Below are 19636 nucleotides of genomic sequence, written 5' to 3'. Positions count from 1 at the left end.
GATGAGAAAACAAAAAGACATGCCGCCGTCCCTTTGGAAACAGACGTACCGCCGATTGCTGCATAATAAATTAACGGTCGTCAGTCTGCTTTTCTTATGTTTTATGTTTTTACTGTGTTTTATTGGTCCATCCTTTTCTCCATACATAACAGATCGGACCGATATTTCAAATGCCAATCAGCATCCCGGAGTTCACCATTGGCTGGGCACTGACCAATACGGGAGAGATGTGCTGACAAGGCTGATGCTGGCGGGGCAGATTTCTCTGACTGTCGGGCTTGCTTCCATGGTTTTGTCTCTTGTTGCCGGGTCTTTGCTTGGAGCGCTTGCCGGTTTTTATCGCGGCGTGGCTGATGTTATCATCATGCGTCTCGCAGATATGCTGATGTCCATTCCCGGCCTGCCCCTGCTTTTGATATTAGCCGCGGTTTTGTCGGAGTGGAAAGTGCCCTCTGAATACAGGCTGTATTTGATTATGATGATGTTAAGTTTGATCGGCTGGCCCAGTTTGGCGCGGCTTGTGCGCGGACAAATTTTATCGCTGAAAGAGCAGCCGTTTATGATGGCGGCGGAGGTTCTTGGACTAAGTGATAAACGGAAGATTCTGTATCACTTGCTTCCCAATACGCTCCCGTTATTGATGGTGGCGGCGACATTGCATGTTGCCGGCGCGATGCTGAGTGAATCAGCGCTTAGTTTTCTTGGGCTCGGCGTTGCTCCTCCTACCCCTTCTTGGGGGAATATGATGGAGGCCGCGAACAATTTTATGGACTTTACATTGCGGTCTTGGTTATGGATACCGCCTGGAACGGCCATTTTTCTGACCGTCGTGGCGATCCATATGCTCGGAGACGGTTTGAGGGATGCGTTCGATCCTAAAGTAAAACGGCAGGTGAAAATGAAATGAGAAAACCGCTTTTAGAAGTAAAACATCTGGAGACGGCTTTTTATACAAATGAAGGGGCAGTAAAGGCTGTTGATGATGTCAGTTTCACTGTTCACGAGGAAGAAACGGTTTGTATTGTGGGTGAATCCGGCTGCGGAAAAAGCATCGCATCTTTGTCCATCATGCAATTGGTTCCTGAAACGGGGAAAATCGAGCGGGGGGCAGTACATTTTTCCGGGCGGAACTTATTGGAATTAAAACAAAAAGAAATGCAAAAAGTGCGCGGCTGCGAAATCGGTATGATCTTTCAGGAACCGATGACATCATTAAATCCGGTATTTACAATCGGTGAACAGCTGACAGAGCCTCTTCGGGAACATTTACTGCTGAGTAAGAAAGAGGCTTGGCAGAAGGCAGTTGAACTTATTTCGTTAGTGGAAATCCCTCATGCAGAACAGATGATGCACCGGTATCCTCATGAGCTGAGCGGAGGCATGCTGCAGCGCATCATGACGGCCATTGCTCTCAGCTGCGATCCGAAACTGATTATTGCCGATGAGCCGACAACAGCGCTTGATGTAACCATTCAGGCGCAGATACTGGATTTATTGCGGGATGTGAAAAAACAATGTCAAACGTCCATTTTATTAATCACACATGATCTTGGTGTTGTCGCTGAAATGGCTGATTATGTGATCGTCATGTATGCGGGAAAGATCGTGGAAGAAGGACCGGTTGCGGAGCTGTTCTCCGATCCGAAGCATCCGTATACGAAAGGGCTGCTGGCAGCAAAGCCGGTCATCGGGCAGAGGAAGGACACTTTGTATACCATTCCCGGGCAAGTACCGGAATTGGCAGATTTGCCTGTATCGTCTTGTTATTTCGCTGATCGCTGCGAATACAGCACAGGCATTTGCCGGAGAAAAAGCCCTCATTTTACTGAGTTTGAGATGGGACATAAGACGGCGTGCTGGCTGTACAGAGAGGAGAAAGCAGATGGGTGATCCATTATTGGAAGTCAACGGACTGAAAAAATATTATGAAGAGCAGGCAGGAATAAGCAAGACACACACACGGCCTGTGAAAGCGGTGGACGGTGTCAGTTTTACGATAGGGAGGGGAGAAGTCTTCGGTTTGGCAGGAGAATCGGGAAGCGGCAAATCCTCAATCGGGAAAACGATTTTAAGGCTTCAGGAAAAGACCGGAGGAGACGTGTATTTTCAAGGACGCGACGTGTTCAGAATGAATCGGAGGGAGCTGAAGAAGTTCAGATCGGAAGCACAGCTGATTTTTCAAGATCCGTTTAGTTCTTTAAACCCCCGGCGCCGTATCGGTGAAGCGATTGGCGAAGCGATGATTGAGCATCAATTGGCATCAAAACGAGACGCGCGTGACAAAGCGGCGGAGGTCCTTGAGGCTTGCGGTCTTTCTTCTCATTATATCGACCGGTATCCGCACGAATTTTCCGGCGGACAGCGGCAGCGGATCGTTATTGCGAGGGCCATGGCGCTTGAGCCACAATTTATCATTATGGATGAACCTGTCGCGGCGCTGGATGTCTCCATCCAAGCTCAAATGATTAATTTGTTCAGCAGTCTCCAAAAAAAACACCAGCTGTCCTATTTGTTTATTTCTCATGATTTAAGTGTAGTGGAGCATTTATGTACAAAAATCGCCATTATGTATTTAGGGACGATCGTGGAATACACATCAAAGGAGCAGCTGTTTTCACGGCCGCTTCATCCCTATACACAAGCGCTGCTATCCGCTGTACCTATTCCTGATCCCGGAGCGAAAAGGGAAAGGATAATGTTAAAGGGTGATATTCCAAGCCCTTCCGATCCGCCCTCAGGCTGTAAGTTTCGTACGAGATGCCCGGCGGCCAAGAAAATTTGCGCTGAAAAGAGTCCGATATTAATCGATAAGGGGCATCAGCATTATGCCGCATGCCACTTTGTGTAATTGAGAAACGCTTGTTTTTATTGATAATAGAGCAGAAAGAAACCTGCCGAAGGGATCGGCAGGTTTTCTTTTTTATTCCTTTTCTGGTTGTAACGGCAGGCCGAGACCTTCGGCAACACGTCTGCCGTATTCCGGATCGGCTTTATAAAAATGGCTGATTTGGCGCAATTTGATTTCTTCTTTTTCTACAGGTTTCATCGCCCCGACGATATTGGCCACAAGGCGCGCGCGTTCTTCCTCGCTCAAGAGGCGGTACAGGTCGCCGGCTTGTGTGTAATGATCGTTATGATCATAGCTTACACTGTCTGCGAACCCTGATACAGGATAGGCCGCCTGTTTATCTTCAGGAGACTCTTTCGGACCGCCGAAGCTGTTGGGCTCGTAATAAACGGAGCCGCCGCCGTTATTGTCAAAACGCATTTGACCGTCGCGCTGGTAGTTTTTCACTTCATTGCGTGCACGGTTAATCGGCAGTGCCTGATGGTTTGCGCCCACACGGTAGCGATGTGCATCATGATAAGCAAATAAACGGCCTTGAAGCATTTTATCAGGTGAAACATCGATGCCGGGCACTAAAGTTCCCGGAGAGAATGTCGCCTGTTCCACTTCTGCAAAGTAGTTTTCCGGGTTGCGGTCAAGGACCATGCGGCCGACCTCGATAAGCGGATAGTCTTTTTGAGACCATACTTTTGTGACATCAAACGGATCGAAGCGGTATGTGTTTGCATCTTCTAACGGCATAATTTGCACATATAATTTCCATGCAGGGAAATCGCCGTTTTCAATGGCATTGAACAAATCCTCTGTATGGTAATCAGGATTCTCACCTGCAAGCTTTGCAGCTGTATTGACATCAAGGTTTTTCACGCCTTGTTCTGTTTTAAAGTGGTATTTGATCCAGACGCCTTCGCCTTCAGCGTTTGTCCATTTAAAGGTGTGGCTTCCGAAACCGTGCATGTGGCGAAGGGTTGCCGGAATGCCCCGGTCTGACATCAGAATCGTTACTTGGTGCAATGATTCAGGTGACAGCGACCAGAAATCCCAAACAGCCGTCGGGTTTTTTAAGTGTGTTTTTGGATCTCTTTTTTGTGTATGGATAAAGTCAGGGAACTTGATGGCGTCGCGGATGAAGAACACGGGCGTATTATTTCCGACGATGTCGTAGTTTCCTTCTTCTGTATAAAATTTAACGGCAAAACCGCGCGGATCACGCACTGTGTCACTAGAGCCGAGTTCACCGGCGACTGTTGAGAAACGGATAAACAGCGGTGTGCGTTTTCCGACTTCAGACAGAAAATCAGCTTTCGTATATTTTGAAACATCATTTGTCACTTCAAAATAACCGTGTGCTCCGGCGCCTTTTGCGTGAACAACACGTTCCGGCACGCGTTCTCTGTTAAAGTGGGCCAATTTCTCAAGCAGATGTACGTCTTGAATTAAAGCAGGGCCGCGACCGCCTGCTGTCATTGAGTTTTGGTTATCTCCGACCGGAGCGCCCCAGCTTGTTGTCAATTTATTTGAACTCATGTGATCACCTCTTTGAATTTATAAAAATATAATATCATCTATCAGTAAAAAGTCAATATTATTTTATAATTATTATAAAATAATTATTTTTATCATAGAATAGTGAGTATACAGTTTAAAGCTTACTTGACTGGTGGGATTAATAGGGTTAAGATGAAAAAAATAGTAACCGCTGACTTGGACACAAGAGGCTCTTATTCTTTCGGATAAGGGCCTTTTTTCATTGTCGGCAGTTAAGAAAGGCGGCGATCCCATGCTTTTTCGGAAACATTTTAAACCAGTAGATATTCACGGCCATTTGCCGTACACCCTTTATTTCGGCAAAAACGATAAGAAATTCTCTGATTACAATCAAGAACGGTCTGAAAGAATGAACCTTACCTGGGATTTTCCTGATCAGTTTGACACAGTCGAGGAGGATGGGGATCTTCCTTTGATGACAAGATGGGAAAAGGAATTAGACAAATACGGCATTGATGTGCTGAATTTTTTAACGGCGGAAAGCAATGATCAAATGGCGGCTTTTATTCAGGCTAATCCTGCTAAATTTACCGGGTTTGCTTATCACCCTTTGGAGCGGGAGGATGCGTTTGAAGAGATGAAAAGAGCGGTTGAAGAGCTGGGGCTGAAAGGATATAAACTGTTTGGGCCGCTGACTGATATTGAGTTTCATGATCCGTCGCTCGGACCGCTGTGGACGTATCTTGCCGACCGCAAGCTGCCTGTATTGATCCATTTCGGGCTTCTTGGAAGAGCGGGCGGCATTGTCAGCCACCGTAACATCAACCCGCTGTCCATCTACCGAGTCGCAAGGGAATATGCTGATATTCCGTTCATTATTCCGCATTTCGGCGCCGGATATTATCAGGAACTGCTGCAGCTTTGCTGGAGCTGCCCGAATGTATATATTGACACATCCGGTTCCAACCAGTGGATGAGATGGATGCCGTACCCGCTCGATCTGGAAACCCTGTTTCGAAAGACATCTGAATTGATAGGGGCTGAACGAATCATTTTCGGGACAGATTCAAACGGATTTCCGAGAGGATATGTATACAGATATCTTCAGGAGCAGGTCAAAATCTGCAGGGAAATCAATATGCGGGAAGAAGACATAGAAAATATTTTCGGGAACAATGCGAGAACATTATTGAAAATCGGGCACCCAAAAAAAGAGACGAACACGTGATGAATCAGGGCATTCCTCAGACAAAAGCCGGTCGGAGGGTGCTTTTTTATGTGAATCATATTTTAATTCATATAAAAAACAGTTGACAAGTCGGAATTGTTTGAATTAACATGATATTCAAATTAAAAACAACGGGCTGCCGATCGGACCGCCGAAGGCTCCCATCTCTACAAGAATCAGAGATGGGGGCCTTTTTGTTTTCTGAAAAGCTGTTTTGATCGGCGCGGCAGAAAGAGGAGGGAATACAGGTGGCTGTAACCATCAGCATAAATGAAAAAGTATTTGAAAATGAAGGCCGAAAAACAGCGGTGCTGAACGATATTCGGCTGTCTATCGCACCGGGGGAATTTTTGACGGTCATCGGGCCGAGCGGATGCGGGAAAAGCACGCTTTTAAAGATAATCGCCGGACTTGATACCGATTATAGCGGAAGCGTCACCATTAACGGCCGTAATGTTACGGGACCGGGCATACAGCAAGGATTCATTTTTCAAGAGCACCGGCTGTTTCCCTGGCTGACAGTAAAACAAAATATCGCCGCCGATCTGAATGTAAAAGATCCGGCGATTCGTAAAAAAGTGGAGGAACTCATTGAGATTGTCAGGCTGCAGGGAGCAGAAAACGCATATCCGCGCGAATTATCCGGCGGCATGTCGCAAAGGGTGGCCATCGCCAGAGCCCTGTTGCGTGAGCCGGAGGCGCTGCTATTAGATGAACCGTTCGGCGCGCTGGACGCTTTCACGAGAAAACATTTGCAGGATGTGCTGCTTGATATATGGCGGGAGAAAAAAACGACGATGGTTTTGGTTACACACGATATAGACGAATCCGTTTATTTAGGCGATCAGCTGGCGATTCTCAAGGCGAAGCCCGGCCGGCTGCACAGAGTGATGCCGATTCAGTTTCAGCGTCCTCGCAACCGGACGGCGGCTGATTTCCAAGCGATCAGGCAAAAGGTGCTGTCTGAGTTTGAGAAAACGGAAGACCTCCAATTTGCGGATGGGTCCGGGATATAGAAGGGACGAAGCAAAGATGAAAAAAACAATCATTCTCATATTTACAGCTGTATTAATGTTAGCCGGATGCGGTGCAAACGGAGCAGGCGGCAGCGGACAGCCGGTCAAAGAAATCCGGATCGGCATTCAGCAAAGCTTGAGCCCGCTTCTCATCGCCAAGGAAAAAGGCTGGTTTGAAGAAGCCTTCAAAAAAGAGGGGATTAAGGTGAAATGGGTGGAGTTCCAAAGCGGCCCGCCGCAATTTGAAGGACTTGCCGCGGATAAGCTTGATTTTTCTCAGGTCGGCAATTCACCGGTCATCTCCGGCCAGGCTGCGGGGATTGATTTTAAAGAGATCGGGCTGTCTCAGGACGGCTTAAAAGCAAACGGCATTCTTGTAAACAAAGGCAGCGGGATTCAGAACCTGAAAGACTTGAAGGGGAAAAAAATCGCCGTGGCAAAAGGCAGCAGCGGATTTGACTTTCTCTATAAAGCTTTGAACAAAGCCGGGCTTTCTGCTGATGACGTCACCGTTATTCAGCTTCAGCCGGATGAAGCGGTTTCCGCTTTTGAGAATAAATCAGTTGATGCTTGGTCCATTTGGGAGCCGTACTTGTCTATTGAAACAATGCAGCACGGCGCAAAGATTTTAGCAAACGGCGAAAGCACGGACTTATATTCACCCGGTTTCACTTTAGTCAGAACCGGATTCTCCAAAGAGCACCCGGAGGAGGTTGTCCGCTTTCTGCAAGTGTTCAACAAAGCAGTCACATGGCAAAAGGAACATAAAGATGAGGCGGTTGCGCTGTATGCAAAAATCAAAAATCTCGATACCTCAGTCGTGAGAAATGTGCTGAACAACACAGAGCCGCTCAATGAGGCCATCACTGACGATATCGTAAAAGCCCAGCAAGAAACCGCTGATTTTCAATATAAAACTAAGGCGATCAACAAGAAAATCGATGTAAAAGAAGTTGTAGACAATTCGTTTATTAAAAAGGCGTTAAAAACGGGGGGTGAGAAGTAATGAAAGCAGAAGCATCACCGACTGTCGGCTCATTGAACCAAACGGAAAAGAAAGCAGCGGCAAAGCTCCGGCGCTTCTCGTACCAATGGCTGAAGGGGTTTGTTCTGCCTGCTGCCGCCATCGCCATATGGCAGATCATCGGCAGCATTGGCATCGTATCGGCGACGGTGCTCCCAGTGCCTTTTGCCATTGTGCAGACTTTTAAGGAGCTGCTCGCATCAGGTGAGCTTTGGGGCCATTTGCAAATCAGCTTATATCGGGCAGCGGCAGGCTTTCTGCTTGGTGCGGGTCTCGGACTGATTTTCGGGTTTTTGGTCGGTTTTTCTAAGCGGACGGAAGCGTATGTTGATCCGTCCCTGCAAATGCTTAGAACCGTTCCTCATCTGGCTGTGACTCCGCGCACTGGGCGCATTTTTTCCGGTGTACATTAATACTTTTCTCGGCATCCGCGGAGTGGACGCGAAGCTGTTTGATGTCGCACGGGTGCTGGAGTTTAACTGGTATCAGCAGATGAGGAAATTGATTCTTCCTGCGTCTTTGCCGAATATATTGCTCGGCATCAGGCTGTCACTCGGCATCGCGTGGCTCGGGCTTGTGGTGGCGGAGCTGATGGGATCGAGTGAAGGCATCGGTTATATGATTATGGATGCCAGACAGTTTTCCCAGACGAATAAAGTGTTTGTCGGCATTATTATTTTCGCGGTCGTCGGCAAGCTGACAGATTCACTTGTCAGAATATTGGAACGAAAACTGTTGAAATGGCGAAACAGTTATGAAGGTTAATATATAAAAAGGAGAGATTGATATGGAGATTCTTTGGTTTATTCCGACACATGGAGACGGACGTTATTTAGGAACACAAGCAGGCGGGAGAACGGCGGATCATCTATATTTTAAGCAAGTGGCGCAGGCTGCTGACAGACTGGGGTACACGGGGGTTCTTCTGCCGACGGGCAGATCATGTGAGGACCCGTGGCTGACTGCCGCGGCTTTAGCCGGAGAAACAAAAGATTTGAAATTTTTAGTGGCGGTCAGGCCGGGGCTGATGCAGCCATCTGTTGCTGCGAGAATGGCATCGACCCTGGATCGGATATCTGACGGACGTTTGCTTGTCAATGTAGTGGCGGGCGGCGACCCTTATGAATTGGCGGGAGACGGGCTGTTTATCAGCCATGATGAACGCTATAAGGCGGCTGAAGAATTTTTAACCGTATGGCGCGGTCTGATGCGGGGCGAAACGGTCACATATGAAGGAAAACATATCAAAGTCGAAAACAGCAATCTTTTATTCCCGCCAAAACAATCACCGCATCCGCCTTTATATTTCGGCGGTTCTTCACAGGCGGGCATCGAGGCTGCAACGAAGCATACAGATGTTTATTTAACGTGGGGCGAGCCGCCTGAGCAGGTGAAAGAAAAGATTGAAGCCGTCAAAAAACAGGCTGCGAAAGAAGGCAGGACGATGCGTTTTGGCATCAGGCTTCACGTGATTGTACGGGAAACAGAGCAGGAGGCGCGGGAGGCGGCTGAACGCTTAATCAGCCATTTAGATGACGAGACAATTGCTAAAGCGCAGGCCGCGCTCCGCCGTGCAGATTCTTCAGGCCAAAAACGGATGGCCGATCTTCATAACGGAGACCGGACGAAGCTGGAAATCAGCCCGAATCTTTGGGCCGGCATCGGACTTGTCAGAGGAGGAGCGGGCACGGCTCTTGTAGGCGATCCCCAAACCGTTGCCGATCGGATATTAGAGTATCAAAAGCTCGGCATTGATTCGTTTATTTTCTCCGGATATCCGCATTTGGAAGAAGCTTATTATCTTGCTGAGCTTGTTTTTCCGCTTCTCCCGTTTGATAACGAACGGACGCGGAAGCTTGAGCGCAGACTCGGTGAAGCGGTCGGCAATAACCATTTTGCCGAAGGAAATAAAGCGACAGTATAAATAAACAAATGCCTCTTTTTTCTGATAGTGATACAATCATCAAAAAGGGGCTGTTTTTTCTGAAGGTATTCAAATGGACGGCAGCGTGCTGTCTGCTGGCAGGATTAACGGCATGCGGACATTCAAACGGCATACAGATAAAAGAAGCTGATGTATCAAAGACAGAGAAATACAGAATGGAAATTGCCTCTTCAGAAAGCGGAGCCGCAGAAGTGACCGGCGTCACAAAAGACTTTGCGGCTGCACAGATGTATATTGAGCATTATCAAAACGGAAAACTGGCGGATAAGACAGGGCCAGCTTGAATCAGATTACGGCGGCGATGCAAATAAACCAAAAGCATTGCAATTCATCACACAGACCGAGAAGACAAAGGGAAAAAGGAAAAAGACAAGGTTCGTTTCAGTATCGCTGATGACAGCGGGAAAGTTTCGGCAGACGCCGTTTTTACCCGCAATCAGGGAGATGACAGAGCGTCCGTGTTTATCTCCTCTGCCGAGCCAGTCACGTATGGGAAACCGGTATTGATCGGCGCGAGTGTGAAGAATTCAGGGGAGCCCGTCAATATGTCACGGGATAAAAAGATGCTGATCAGCCATTCTGACGCATTGCTCTATTATGTGAAGCTGAACAAGCAGGCGGGCCAAGGCCCGTCTTTTATATGCTTGAAGCTTGCTTTATCAACATATGGGTGGTATTATTAAATCGTAATTATTACGATTTGAGAGGAGTGCTGATATTGGCCAAAAAATCAAAAGTGGTGAAGGAGCTCAAGCGGCAGCAGCTTGTTGAACAATATGCGGACATCAGAAGAGAGTTGAAGGAAAAAGGCGATTGGGAAGCGCTGAGCAAGCTGCCGAGAGATTCAGCTCCAAGCCGGCTTCATAATCGCTGTATGGTGTCGGGCCGCCCGAGAGGCTATATGAGAAAATTCAAGCTGTCCAGAATCGCATTCAGGGAGCTGGCCCATAAAGGACAGATTCCCGGTGTGAAAAAAGCTAGCTGGTAACGCTAAAAAACTCCGGGTTTATCAAGAACCGGAGTTTTCCTGAGAATAGCCGAATCTGGCTCTCAGCTCTTTTCCTTTATTTTTCAGCATCATACGGCACCTCAGGTTTTGTACTTTCTAAAATTGTATGGTTTATTAACAAAATGTAAACTCGATTTAACATGTAGGCAAAAAAAGAATTTTTTTCGACAAATTTTTTAACATTCCCTTGACGAAAAATAAATAAACATGTAATATTAGAAAAGTCAAAGCGGTGCTGCCGCAGATAATACTTGACGCGGGTGTAGTTTAGTGGTAAAACCTCAGCCTTCCAAGCTGATGTCGTGAGTTCGATTCTCATCACCCGCTCCATACATACGTTATTAACGCAGTGTTTCGTTTCTCAGATAAACGAAGTATTGCGTTTTTTTATGTGAAAAAGACACGTAAGCCGTGTCTCTTTATAGAAGCCAATGAACGGTGTGCGTGCCTCCGTGAATTTGTTCAAACATTTTTGTTAAGGATGATAACAGCTCGAAGGCCGCGTCTTCTTGACAGGAAGGCGGAAAAAAGATGAACTGCATCATTTGTTTAGTGCCGGATGTAACGGGGCGGGCATTGATGTGTCCGGTGAAGTCGCCGAACACGCCGTTTGTCCCGGAGAAGGTCAGCACGCTTTCTTTTTCGCCGAGTGTTACGGAGACTTGCTCGTTAAGCTCGGGCGCATCATACGCCATGATAGGCAGAGAATATTTCAGCGAGAAAAAAAGTATGGTATCATGGGCAGAATTCACGCTTTCGATAAATTGCTCGCGAGAGATGCCTTCAAGCATATGCTCCATCGGCGTTTTTTGTCTTTCAAAGGCGGGGCTGAGCTGTTTCAAAATACGTGCCCATTCCTTCACGAAGGGCTGTTGTTCAATGCCGCCGTCAGCATAATCAAAATAAAGAGATTCCTGAAATAAACGGAGTCTGCCTTTCAGCATTTGCGGAGAAGGCCCGACTTCAATCTGGTCATATATGACGGCTGCCGCTTTGATCCCCGGCACCCGTTCAGTAATAAGCGGATCTAAACTGATGTTCAACTGTGTTCACTCCATTTCGGGATGATAAAAGTCTATTATACCCGGGCGGGAGCGTGATCACAAAGAAAGGAGGCTGTGCAAAAAATGAATATTCATAAACTGAAAGAGGAATTAATCGAATACGCCAAAAGCATCGGAGTCGACAAAATCGGCTTTACGACGGCCGATACGTTCGACAGTCTGAGGGATCGGCTGATTCTGCAGGAATCTCTCGGCTATCTGTCCGGTTTTGAAGAACCCGATATTGAAAAACGGGTCACGCCGACCTTGCTTTTGCCGAAAGCGAAATCCATCGTCGCCATCGCCCTTGCGTATCCTTCTAAAATGAAAGATGCGCCGAGGAGCACGAGGGACGCCCGGCGCGGCATTTTTTGCAGAGCTTCCTGGGGAAAGGACTATCATGATGTGCTGCGGGAAAAGCTTGATTTGCTAGAGAAATTTCTCCAAAGCAAACACGAGGATATCCGCACGAAGTCAATGGTTGATACAGGTGAATTATCTGACAGAGCCGTCGCAGAGCGGGCGGGAATAGGCTTCAGCGCAAAAAACTGCATGATTACCACACCTGAATACGGGTCGTACGTCTATTTGGCGGAAATGATTACAAACCTGCCATTTGAGCCGGATGTGCCGATAGAAGATATGTGCGGTTCATGCACAAAGTGTTTGGACGCTTGTCCGACCGGCGCCCTTGTCAATCCCGGCCAGCTTAACGCCCAGCGCTGTATTTCGTTTCTCACCCAGACAAAAGGATTTTTGCCGGACGAATTCCGCACGAAAATCGGCAACCGCCTGTACGGCTGCGATACGTGCCAGACGGTATGCCCGATCAATAAGGGGAAAGACTTTCATCTCCATCCGCAAATGGAGCCTGACCCGGAAATCGCAAAACCGCTGTTAAAGCCGCTTCTGACGATCAGCAATCGCGAGTTTAAAGAAAAATTCGGACATGTGTCCGGCTCGTGGCGCGGCAAAAAACCGATTCAGCGCAATGCGATTTTAGCCTTGGCTCATTTCAAAGATACCTCGGCTCTCTCGGAGCTGACGGCGCTGATGCACCAGGACCCGCGTCCCGTCATCAGGGGAACGGCCGCCTGGGCTGTCGGAAAGATCGGTGGCCAGGCATATGCGGAGGAATTAGAAAAAGCGCTTCACAAGGAACAGGACGAAGAAGCGAAACAGGAAATCGAAAAGGGATTAGAGCTGTTATCCGTTTCTGATAAGACTAAACCGAGCCTGTCCTGACATATGTATAGAGAAGATGGTAAAAAACACTTGAGTCATTTCAAGTGTTTTTTCTCTATAAAAATGTATGGTGGGTGAAGCGCTTGAAGCACATTATAGAAGGATTGGCGGAGGCCCGGCTTCATTATTTGGTAAACGGAACCGACTTGAGGCAGGAAGGGCAGGCCGGCGATCTTGACGTTATGACGCGGAAAAAAGAGCTGTTTGAAAAACGGAAGGTTGAAATCGTCAAAGCGAAGGCGAAAGCGGTGATTGTATACAGCAAACTGGAAGATGACGGAACGTTATGCGTGATGTATACGATACACTTTGAATACTTGTGCAAGGAGCTGGACGGAGACCTTTATTTAGAAGAACAGATTGAGGAACGAACCGCTTTTCTCTATGATCAAATGCTGATCAAGGATCAGGAGGTAAAGCAAAAACCGGCCGGATTCTCTGACGGCAACAGTGTGATTGAATATGTGAGAAGTGAACGTGAGGATTTCGGCCGAGCGTTTCAATACGACCGCTTGGCTGCTGTGCAATACGCGGAAAAATTCTGGAATAAACGCAATCCAAGCTATAAAAATTTCAGCGACAATTGCACGAACTTTATTTCGCAATGCCTTCACGCGGGAAAAGCACCGATGCGGGGCCATCCGAACAGAGGATCAGGCTGGTGGATGAAGGAAAGCTCATGGAGCTACAGCTGGACGGTCGCACATTCCATGAAGAGGTATTTGGCTCAGTCTAAAGCCGGACTCCGTGCCGTGCAGGTATCAAGCGCTGAAGAGCTGATGCCGGGAGATGTCATTTGTTATGATTTTGAAGGGGACGGCCGCTTTAATCACACGACGATTGTCGTCGCGAAAGATAAAAGCAACATGCCGCTTGTCAACGCCCAATCATATGACAGCAGGATGAGATATTGGTCATATGAGGATTCAACGGCTTATACCCCTTCCATCAGATATGCGTTTTTTCATATTACGGATGATACGACAAAAGAGTAATTAATGATATAATGGTGGGCGGAATAAAAAACAGAGGTGAACATCGTGGCATTACATGTCGTTTTATATCAACCCGAAATCCCGGCCAATACGGGAAATATCGCACGGACTTGTGCGGCAACAGATACAACGCTTCATTTGATCCGCCCGCTCGGATTTTCAACCGATGATAAAATGCTGAAGCGCGCCGGACTCGATTATTGGGAGTTCGTCAACGTCGTTTATCATGATTCATTGGAGGAATTATTTGAGGCTTACAAAAAAGGACAGTTTTTCTTCATCACAAAATTCGGTCAAAAACCGCACACGTCGTTTGATTACACAAATACGGAGGAGGACTTTTTCTTCGTATTCGGTAGAGAAACAAGCGGATTGCCGAAAGAATTGATTGAAAACAATATGGACCGCTGCCTGCGTCTTCCGATGACGGAGCATGTGAGATCATTAAACCTGTCTAACACAGCCGCGGTTCTCGTATATGAGGCGCTGCGCCAGCAAAATTACAGAGATTTGATATAAGAAAAATCCGCTCATGAAAATGGGCGGATTTTTTTATCCAAACCCATGATCGTGCCGATGAGAATGCTGATTTCCCTAATCGGCGACAGGTGCGGAAGCCATAACGGACAGCGCCAGAATGTAAGCCAATGAATTAAAGACGCCCACACCCGCCGCCTCTTTTTTATGTGCCTTCCACTCGTACTGTATGTCGCTCCAATTTTTTATCGCAAAAGGGGTCAAGATGATGAGCCGGCCGATCGTATTGCAGAAATCCAGCAGCAGCGGAGGCACGAACCATGTGCTGACGGCGCCCTTATCTAACAGCGTATAGCCGGCGATCATGACACCCGTTGCCAGACCGTAAAGAATGGGAATGAGAGATTCAGATGATGTCAGTTTCTTTAATCCGCAGGTAAAAAACAACACACTGAGCACGATGAAACAAGTGCCTGCAATCGTCCAGACAGACGGTTTCTCATGAAAAAGAACAATCGCCAGAATACAGGTGAGGAATGGCCCTGTTCCTCTTGCGACGGGGTATACGAGGGACAAATCACCCTTTTTGTAACCCTTTTGCAAAAGAATAAAAAAGGTGAAATGGGCGAGGGTGCTTCCGATCATCATAACAATTTGCCATAACCCGAAATAAGGCTTTTCCGCGAGCACGATCCAAACGGCCAAAGGCAGATAAACAACAGCTGCAATTGCCGTAAACAGCCATATGAACGGCATGCCGCCGTCAGCCTTTTCGATAAAAAGTTCCACGAAGCATGAATGAAGGCCGATAGCAGCAGCGTACAAAGGGCAAAAACCGTCATGCGGATACGCCTCCTTATGATCTGAAGCTTCATTACGTCTGTATAGTAAATGATGGAAATCAAACAGGCAATAAAAGATTTTTTATGAATTCCCGCTTAACAACGTAACAGTGTTATGTTACAATGTGTTCATCGAAGGAGCTGGATTTATGGAAGAACAATTAATATCTAAAAAAGAACTGCTTGAAGAAACATCAATCTCGTACGGACAGCTGTATCGCTGGAAACGGAAAAATTTAATTCCTGAAGAATGGTTTATCCGAAAATCAACATTTACCGGGCAAGAAACGTTTTTTCCGAGAGATGATATTTTAAAGCGAATCTCCAAAATACAAAAGATGAAGGAAAATCTGTCCCTGGATGAAATGAGGGATATGCTGTCTCCTAAAATGGCGGATGTCAGCATGACGGCGGAAGAGCTGCTTCAAAAAGGACTGATTTCAAAGGCTGCGCTCCATGTCTATGAATCTGGGAAAAGTGAAGCCGGCGCGGCATTCACATCCCGTGACCTGCTGTCTTTATATGTGATTGAAGGGCTTTTGCAGTCGGGCGATATCAGCCTTGATGAAGGAAAAATGGCGGCGGATGTGCTGAAAAGATACGATGCTTCGGAGATGAAGGGGCATACAGAGCTGGTCATTTTGCGAAAGCTCGGCGTCGCCACATGTTTTATCGCAGACACAGAACACATTCTCTTTGAACGGTCTGTCAAAGTGGTCGAACGGGTGGCGCTTGCGGCGGCATCAGAAGAATTAAAAACGAAGTTTATGCAGGAGGACCATCAATGGAAGTAACGGATAAATTAGTCATTAACGGTTCAGGAAGCTCAAAAGGCGGCTCCTTTCAAACGGTTGAGATAAATGGCAGCGGCACGGTGTCCGGCGATTTGGAGTGTGAGACTCTTTCGTTTAACGGCAGCGGAAAAGCAGTCGGCGATGTAAGGGCTAAAACCATTACCATCAGCGGATCGGGGAAAATTCACGGCGGCGTTGAAGCTGAATCCATCCGTATAAACGGAACGGGCGTTATTCAAGGAGATGTCAGCACTGAACGGCTGAACATCGCCGGGTTTTCGTCCTTCGGCGGTATTGTAAAAGCCGATGATATTTTCATATCCGGCAAAGCGGCTATTGAAAGCGATTGTGAGACAGAGATATTCCGGTCAGAAGGAAAATGCAAAATCGGCGGTCTGCTGAATGCCGATCAGGTCAAGATCAAACTGACAGCCGGAGAGAGCCATGTGAGAGAAATCGGCTGCCGCCATTTGCAGGTGACGAGCCGAAAAGGAGTGCTCACGCGGATGAAACTGATGCCCGCCCCGGTATTGACTGCCGATTTAATTGAGGGAGACATCATTGAACTGAGGGATACGAAAGCAAAAACAGTTCGCGGAAATACGGTGCGAATCGGTGCTGATTGTCAAATTGAGACGGTGGAATACAGCGGCGAATTTACGTGTGACCCGTCCGCTTCAGTAAAGAAAAGCGTGAAGATATAGGAGGATTACGGTGGAAACGACAAAAAAACAGAGCAATTTAAAATTGTACGGAGCCGGGCACGCCGCAGGAGGTTCCTATCATTATGTAAATATTAAAGGCGAAGGCGTTGTCGGTGAAGGGCTCCAAAGCGAACGTTGCCGGATTTTCGGCACGGGCCGTTTCCTTGGAGATGCAGCCGTCAATCGGTTTCGTATATTCGGAGAAAGTGAGGTGGAGGGAAATCTGTCTGCCGGTGCAATCAGCGTGTTCGGTACGATGAAAATCGGCGGCTCTCTGCGATTCAGGGAGATGAAGCTGAAAGGGCTCGCTGAGATTTCCGGCTATGCAGCGGGTGATCATTGTGACGTAAAGGGCAGTCTTACGGTCAAAGGCGATTGTGAGACAGAGCGGTTCCATGCCGCCAGCTGCATAGATGTAGCGGGGCTGTTAAATGCCGGAGAAATTAAAATCAATTTGCGCCATGACGCAAGCCGTGTGAAAGAAATCGGCGGCACGTCCATTGCCGTCAAACGGAAAACGGGTTTTTTCAAACGGAACGAAGGCACGCTTTCAGCGGAACTGATTGAAGGTGACACGATTTATCTCGAAAACACACATGCCGAAATCGTCAGAGGAAAGCACGTGGAAATCGGCCCGGGCTGCAAAATCGGTAAAATCGAGTACCAAACGAGCTGCAAACGCCATGCGCAATCAAGCGTTCATGAACACATTCAAATATAAAACATTGTTATGTTGCTAAGAAAAGGGTGCTCTGTGTCAGAGCACCCTTTCAGACGTTATTCTCTTTCCCGGGTTTGCTATCATAGCCCGCCGTAAAAATGGATACTAAAAAAGTGAGAATGACCCCCAGCATGATGATCGTTTTCATCATTTCTCCTCCTCTTTGTTTTTCCATTTGATGTCCGAGTCTGGATGAAACTGTATTTCCTTTATTATGAACGGTGCGGCCGAACCTTGTCAATGACCGCTGAAACCTCTTTATTTTTAAGAAACGAAAAGCATGTGTCATCACATCGCCGCATAGATTGTATCAAAGTACCTTATTTATAGCGCATTAACGATGATAGAGGAGGTTCTTATGGATATATTAAAGAAAATTGAAAAGTACAGAGAGGAAGAGCAGCGTCTCAAATGGGAAGGGACGTTCGCTGATTATTTGGAGATCATAAAAGAAAATCCATTGGTCGCGCAGTCTGCTCATTCTCGCGTATTTAATATGATAAAAGACAGCGGAATTGAGGAGGCTGACGGTAAAAAAACATACAGCTTTTTCTCACGGGAGCTGTTCGGGCTCGAGGAATCGCTGGAACGGCTCGTAGAAGAATATTTTCATCCGGCTGCCAAGCGGCTTGACGTAAGAAAACGGATTTTGCTGTTAATGGGACCTGTCAGCGGCGGGAAATCAACGCTTGTCACCATGCTGAAAAAAGGGCTTGAAGCCTATTCCCTGACTGACAACGGCGCTGTTTATGCCATTAAAGGCTGCCCGATGCACGAAGACCCTCTCCATCTCATCCCCCACCATCTGCGCGACGACTTCTATAGAGAATACGGGATCAGAATCGAGGGCAGCCTTTCTCCGCTCAATGTCATGCGGCTTGAAGAAGAGTACGGCGGCAGAATTGAGGATGTAAAGGTTGAACGTATTTTCTTCTCAGAGGATAAGCGGACCGGAATCGGAACCTTCAGCCCATCCGACCCGAAATCTCAAGATATCGCCGATTTAACGGGAAGCATTGATTTCTCAACAATTGCTGAATACGGATCGGAATCAGACCCGCGCGCCTATCGGTTTGACGGCGAATTAAATAAAGCGAATCGCGGGATGATGGAGTTTCAAGAGATGCTGAAATGTGATGAGAAATTCCTGTGGCACCTGCTGTCGCTCACGCAGGAAGGAAATTTTAAAGCTGGTCGTTTCGCGCTGATCTCAGCCGACGAACTGATTGTCGCTCATACAAACGAAACGGAGTACCGATCGTTTATTTCAAACAAGAAAAACGAAGCCCTTCACTCCAGAATCATCGTCATGCCCGTCCCATATAACTTAAAGGTGTCTGAGGAAGAGCGGATTTATGAAAAAATGATTTCGGAAAGCGATGTGTCTGACGTTCACATTGCCCCTCATACATTAAAGGTGGCTGCGATGTTTTCGATTTTAAGCCGTCTGAAGGAACCGAAACGGTCTGATATCGATTTGGTCAAAAAAATGAGGCTGTATGACGGAGAAAGCGTTGAAGGATACAACTCCGTAGACCTTGAAGATATGAAGAAGGAATATCATGATGAAGGAATGAGCGGAATTGACCCGCGTTACGTCATTAACCGCATTTCTTCAACTATTATCAGAAAAAATATGGAGTCCATCAATTCGCTCGACGTGCTCCGTTCTTTGAAAGAAGGGCTCGACCAGCATCCTTCTATCTCAAACGAAGATAAAGAGCGTTATTTGAATTTTATTTCTGCGGCCCGCAAAGAGTACGATGACATCGCCAAAAAAGAAGTGCAAAAGGCATTCGTCTACTCATATGAAGAATCTGCAAAAACGCTGATGGACAATTATTTAGATAATGTCGAAGCATACTGTAACAAAAATAAGCTTCGGGATCCGCTGACGGGAGAAGAAATGAATCCTGATGAAAAGCTGATGAGATCCATCGAAGAGCAGATCGGCATTTCAGAAAACGCGAAAAAAGCGTTCCGCGAAGAAATTTTAATCCGCATTTCCGCTTACGCGAGAAAAGGAAAACGTTTCGACTATAATTCACACGAAAGGCTGCGTGAAGCGATTCAGAAAAAGCTGTTTGCCGATTTAAAAGATGTTGTGAAAATTACGACCTCAACCAAGACGCCGGATGAGCAGCAGCTCAAAAAGGTCAATGAAGTTGTGGCCCGTTTAATAGATGAACACGGCTATAATTCAACAAGCGCAAATGAGTTGCTGAAGTATGTCGGCAGCCTGCTGAACCGCTGATGC

At 47.1% G+C, this 19636-nt stretch carries 20 protein-coding genes, 1 tRNA gene and 1 pseudogene; 19 read left to right on the top strand and 3 right to left on the bottom strand.

Annotated features, from left to right (window positions below):
* Position 1 precedes the first annotated feature (1 nt).
* Genes opp4C through J7E26_RS16505 form a run of 3 tightly spaced genes read left to right on the top strand, consistent with a single transcriptional unit; the run spans position 2 to position 2848 of the window.
* Positions 2–907 (top strand): oligopeptide ABC transporter permease, encoded by a 906-nt coding sequence (opp4C, locus tag J7E26_RS16515; RefSeq protein WP_214801947.1) that lies wholly within the window; start codon positions 2–4, stop codon positions 905–907.
* On the top strand, positions 904–1890 hold the full coding sequence (locus J7E26_RS16510) for an ABC transporter ATP-binding protein (RefSeq protein ID WP_214801949.1): 987 nt from the start codon (positions 904–906) through the stop codon (positions 1888–1890). Before opp4C ends, J7E26_RS16510 begins: the two co-directional genes overlap by 4 nt.
* Positions 1883–2848 (top strand): ABC transporter ATP-binding protein, encoded by a 966-nt coding sequence (locus J7E26_RS16505; RefSeq protein ID WP_214801952.1) that lies wholly within the window; start codon positions 1883–1885, stop codon positions 2846–2848. The genes J7E26_RS16510 and J7E26_RS16505 overlap by 8 nt, the downstream gene beginning before the upstream one ends.
* A gap of 72 nt (positions 2849–2920) precedes the next feature.
* On the opposite strand, the gene katA is transcribed toward J7E26_RS16505, so the two are convergent.
* Positions 2921–4375: a catalase gene (katA, locus tag J7E26_RS16500; protein ID WP_214801954.1), complete on the bottom strand. Its 1455-nt coding sequence runs from the start codon at positions 4373–4375 to the stop codon at positions 2921–2923.
* Between the two features lie 253 nt (positions 4376–4628).
* Between katA and J7E26_RS16495 the strand changes: the two genes are divergently transcribed.
* The 9 genes and pseudogenes from J7E26_RS16495 to J7E26_RS16455 all read left to right on the top strand — a co-directional run bounded on the left by J7E26_RS16495 (position 4629) and on the right by J7E26_RS16455 (position 10888).
* Positions 4629–5564, top strand: coding sequence for an amidohydrolase family protein (locus J7E26_RS16495; protein ID WP_214801956.1), 936 nt, complete (start codon positions 4629–4631; stop codon positions 5562–5564).
* A 248-nt stretch (positions 5565–5812) separates the two neighbouring features.
* A complete protein-coding gene (locus J7E26_RS16490) occupies positions 5813–6580 on the top strand; it encodes an ABC transporter ATP-binding protein (RefSeq protein WP_214801959.1) in 768 nt (255 codons plus the stop codon).
* A gap of 16 nt (positions 6581–6596) precedes the next feature.
* On the top strand, positions 6597–7586 hold the full coding sequence (locus tag J7E26_RS16485) for an aliphatic sulfonate ABC transporter substrate-binding protein (protein WP_214801962.1): 990 nt from the start codon (positions 6597–6599) through the stop codon (positions 7584–7586).
* A pseudogene (locus tag J7E26_RS16480) lies at positions 7586–8369 on the top strand (ABC transporter permease). The gene J7E26_RS16485 and the pseudogene J7E26_RS16480 overlap by 1 nt, the downstream one beginning before the upstream one ends.
* A gap of 22 nt (positions 8370–8391) precedes the next feature.
* Positions 8392–9528: an FMNH2-dependent alkanesulfonate monooxygenase gene (gene ssuD / locus J7E26_RS16475; RefSeq protein WP_214801968.1), complete on the top strand. Its 1137-nt coding sequence runs from the start codon at positions 8392–8394 to the stop codon at positions 9526–9528.
* An 8-nt stretch (positions 9529–9536) separates the two neighbouring features.
* A complete protein-coding gene (locus tag J7E26_RS16470) occupies positions 9537–9833 on the top strand; it encodes a sulfur oxidation protein (RefSeq protein ID WP_214801971.1) in 297 nt (98 codons plus the stop codon).
* 261 nt (positions 9834–10094) lie between these two features.
* Positions 10095–10232: a hypothetical protein gene (locus J7E26_RS18385; RefSeq protein WP_214984575.1), complete on the top strand. Its 138-nt coding sequence runs from the start codon at positions 10095–10097 to the stop codon at positions 10230–10232.
* 35 nt (positions 10233–10267) lie between these two features.
* Entirely contained in the window at positions 10268–10537 is a 270-nt protein-coding gene (gene rpsN, locus J7E26_RS16460; protein WP_214801974.1) for a 30S ribosomal protein S14, read from the top strand.
* 277 nt (positions 10538–10814) lie between these two features.
* A tRNA-Gly gene (locus J7E26_RS16455) sits at positions 10815–10888 on the top strand.
* 89 nt (positions 10889–10977) lie between these two features.
* On the opposite strand, the gene J7E26_RS16450 is transcribed toward J7E26_RS16455, so the two are convergent.
* A complete protein-coding gene (locus J7E26_RS16450; RefSeq protein WP_214801976.1) occupies positions 10978–11601 on the bottom strand; it encodes a hypothetical protein in 624 nt (207 codons plus the stop codon).
* Positions 11602–11685: 84 nt separating this feature from the next.
* Between J7E26_RS16450 and queG the strand changes: the two genes are divergently transcribed.
* The 3 genes from queG to trmL all read left to right on the top strand — a co-directional run bounded on the left by queG (position 11686) and on the right by trmL (position 14360).
* A complete protein-coding gene (gene queG, locus J7E26_RS16445; protein WP_214801978.1) occupies positions 11686–12846 on the top strand; it encodes a tRNA epoxyqueuosine(34) reductase QueG in 1161 nt (386 codons plus the stop codon).
* A gap of 83 nt (positions 12847–12929) precedes the next feature.
* A complete protein-coding gene (locus J7E26_RS16440; protein WP_214801980.1) occupies positions 12930–13841 on the top strand; it encodes an amidase domain-containing protein in 912 nt (303 codons plus the stop codon).
* A gap of 36 nt (positions 13842–13877) precedes the next feature.
* Positions 13878–14360 (top strand): tRNA (uridine(34)/cytosine(34)/5-carboxymethylaminomethyluridine(34)-2'-O)-methyltransferase TrmL, encoded by a 483-nt coding sequence (gene trmL, locus J7E26_RS16435; RefSeq protein WP_214801982.1) that lies wholly within the window; start codon positions 13878–13880, stop codon positions 14358–14360.
* A gap of 75 nt (positions 14361–14435) precedes the next feature.
* On the opposite strand, the gene J7E26_RS16430 is transcribed toward trmL, so the two are convergent.
* Entirely contained in the window at positions 14436–15143 is a 708-nt protein-coding gene (locus J7E26_RS16430) for an SMR family transporter (protein ID WP_214984579.1), read from the bottom strand.
* A 166-nt stretch (positions 15144–15309) separates the two neighbouring features.
* Between J7E26_RS16430 and J7E26_RS16425 the strand changes: the two genes are divergently transcribed.
* From J7E26_RS16425 to prkA, 4 genes are all read left to right on the top strand, one after another.
* Positions 15310–15954 (top strand): YhbD family protein, encoded by a 645-nt coding sequence (locus J7E26_RS16425; RefSeq protein WP_214801984.1) that lies wholly within the window; start codon positions 15310–15312, stop codon positions 15952–15954.
* A complete protein-coding gene (locus J7E26_RS16420) occupies positions 15945–16658 on the top strand; it encodes a polymer-forming cytoskeletal protein (RefSeq protein WP_214801986.1) in 714 nt (237 codons plus the stop codon). Before J7E26_RS16425 ends, J7E26_RS16420 begins: the two co-directional genes overlap by 10 nt.
* A gap of 10 nt (positions 16659–16668) precedes the next feature.
* On the top strand, positions 16669–17379 hold the full coding sequence (locus J7E26_RS16415; protein WP_214801989.1) for a hypothetical protein: 711 nt from the start codon (positions 16669–16671) through the stop codon (positions 17377–17379).
* A 358-nt stretch (positions 17380–17737) separates the two neighbouring features.
* Complete coding sequence (gene prkA / locus J7E26_RS16410; protein ID WP_214801992.1) at positions 17738–19633, top strand: PrkA family serine protein kinase; 1896 nt, start codon at positions 17738–17740, stop codon at positions 19631–19633.
* The last annotated feature ends 3 nt before the right edge of the window (positions 19634–19636 follow it).

It is taken from the genome of Bacillus sp. ISL-51 (assembly GCF_018613535.1).
GTDB lineage: Bacteria > Bacillota > Bacilli > Bacillales > Bacillaceae > Bacillus.
Note: the sequence above shows the minus strand (reverse complement) of the source record. Positions and strands in the feature narration are given on the sequence as shown.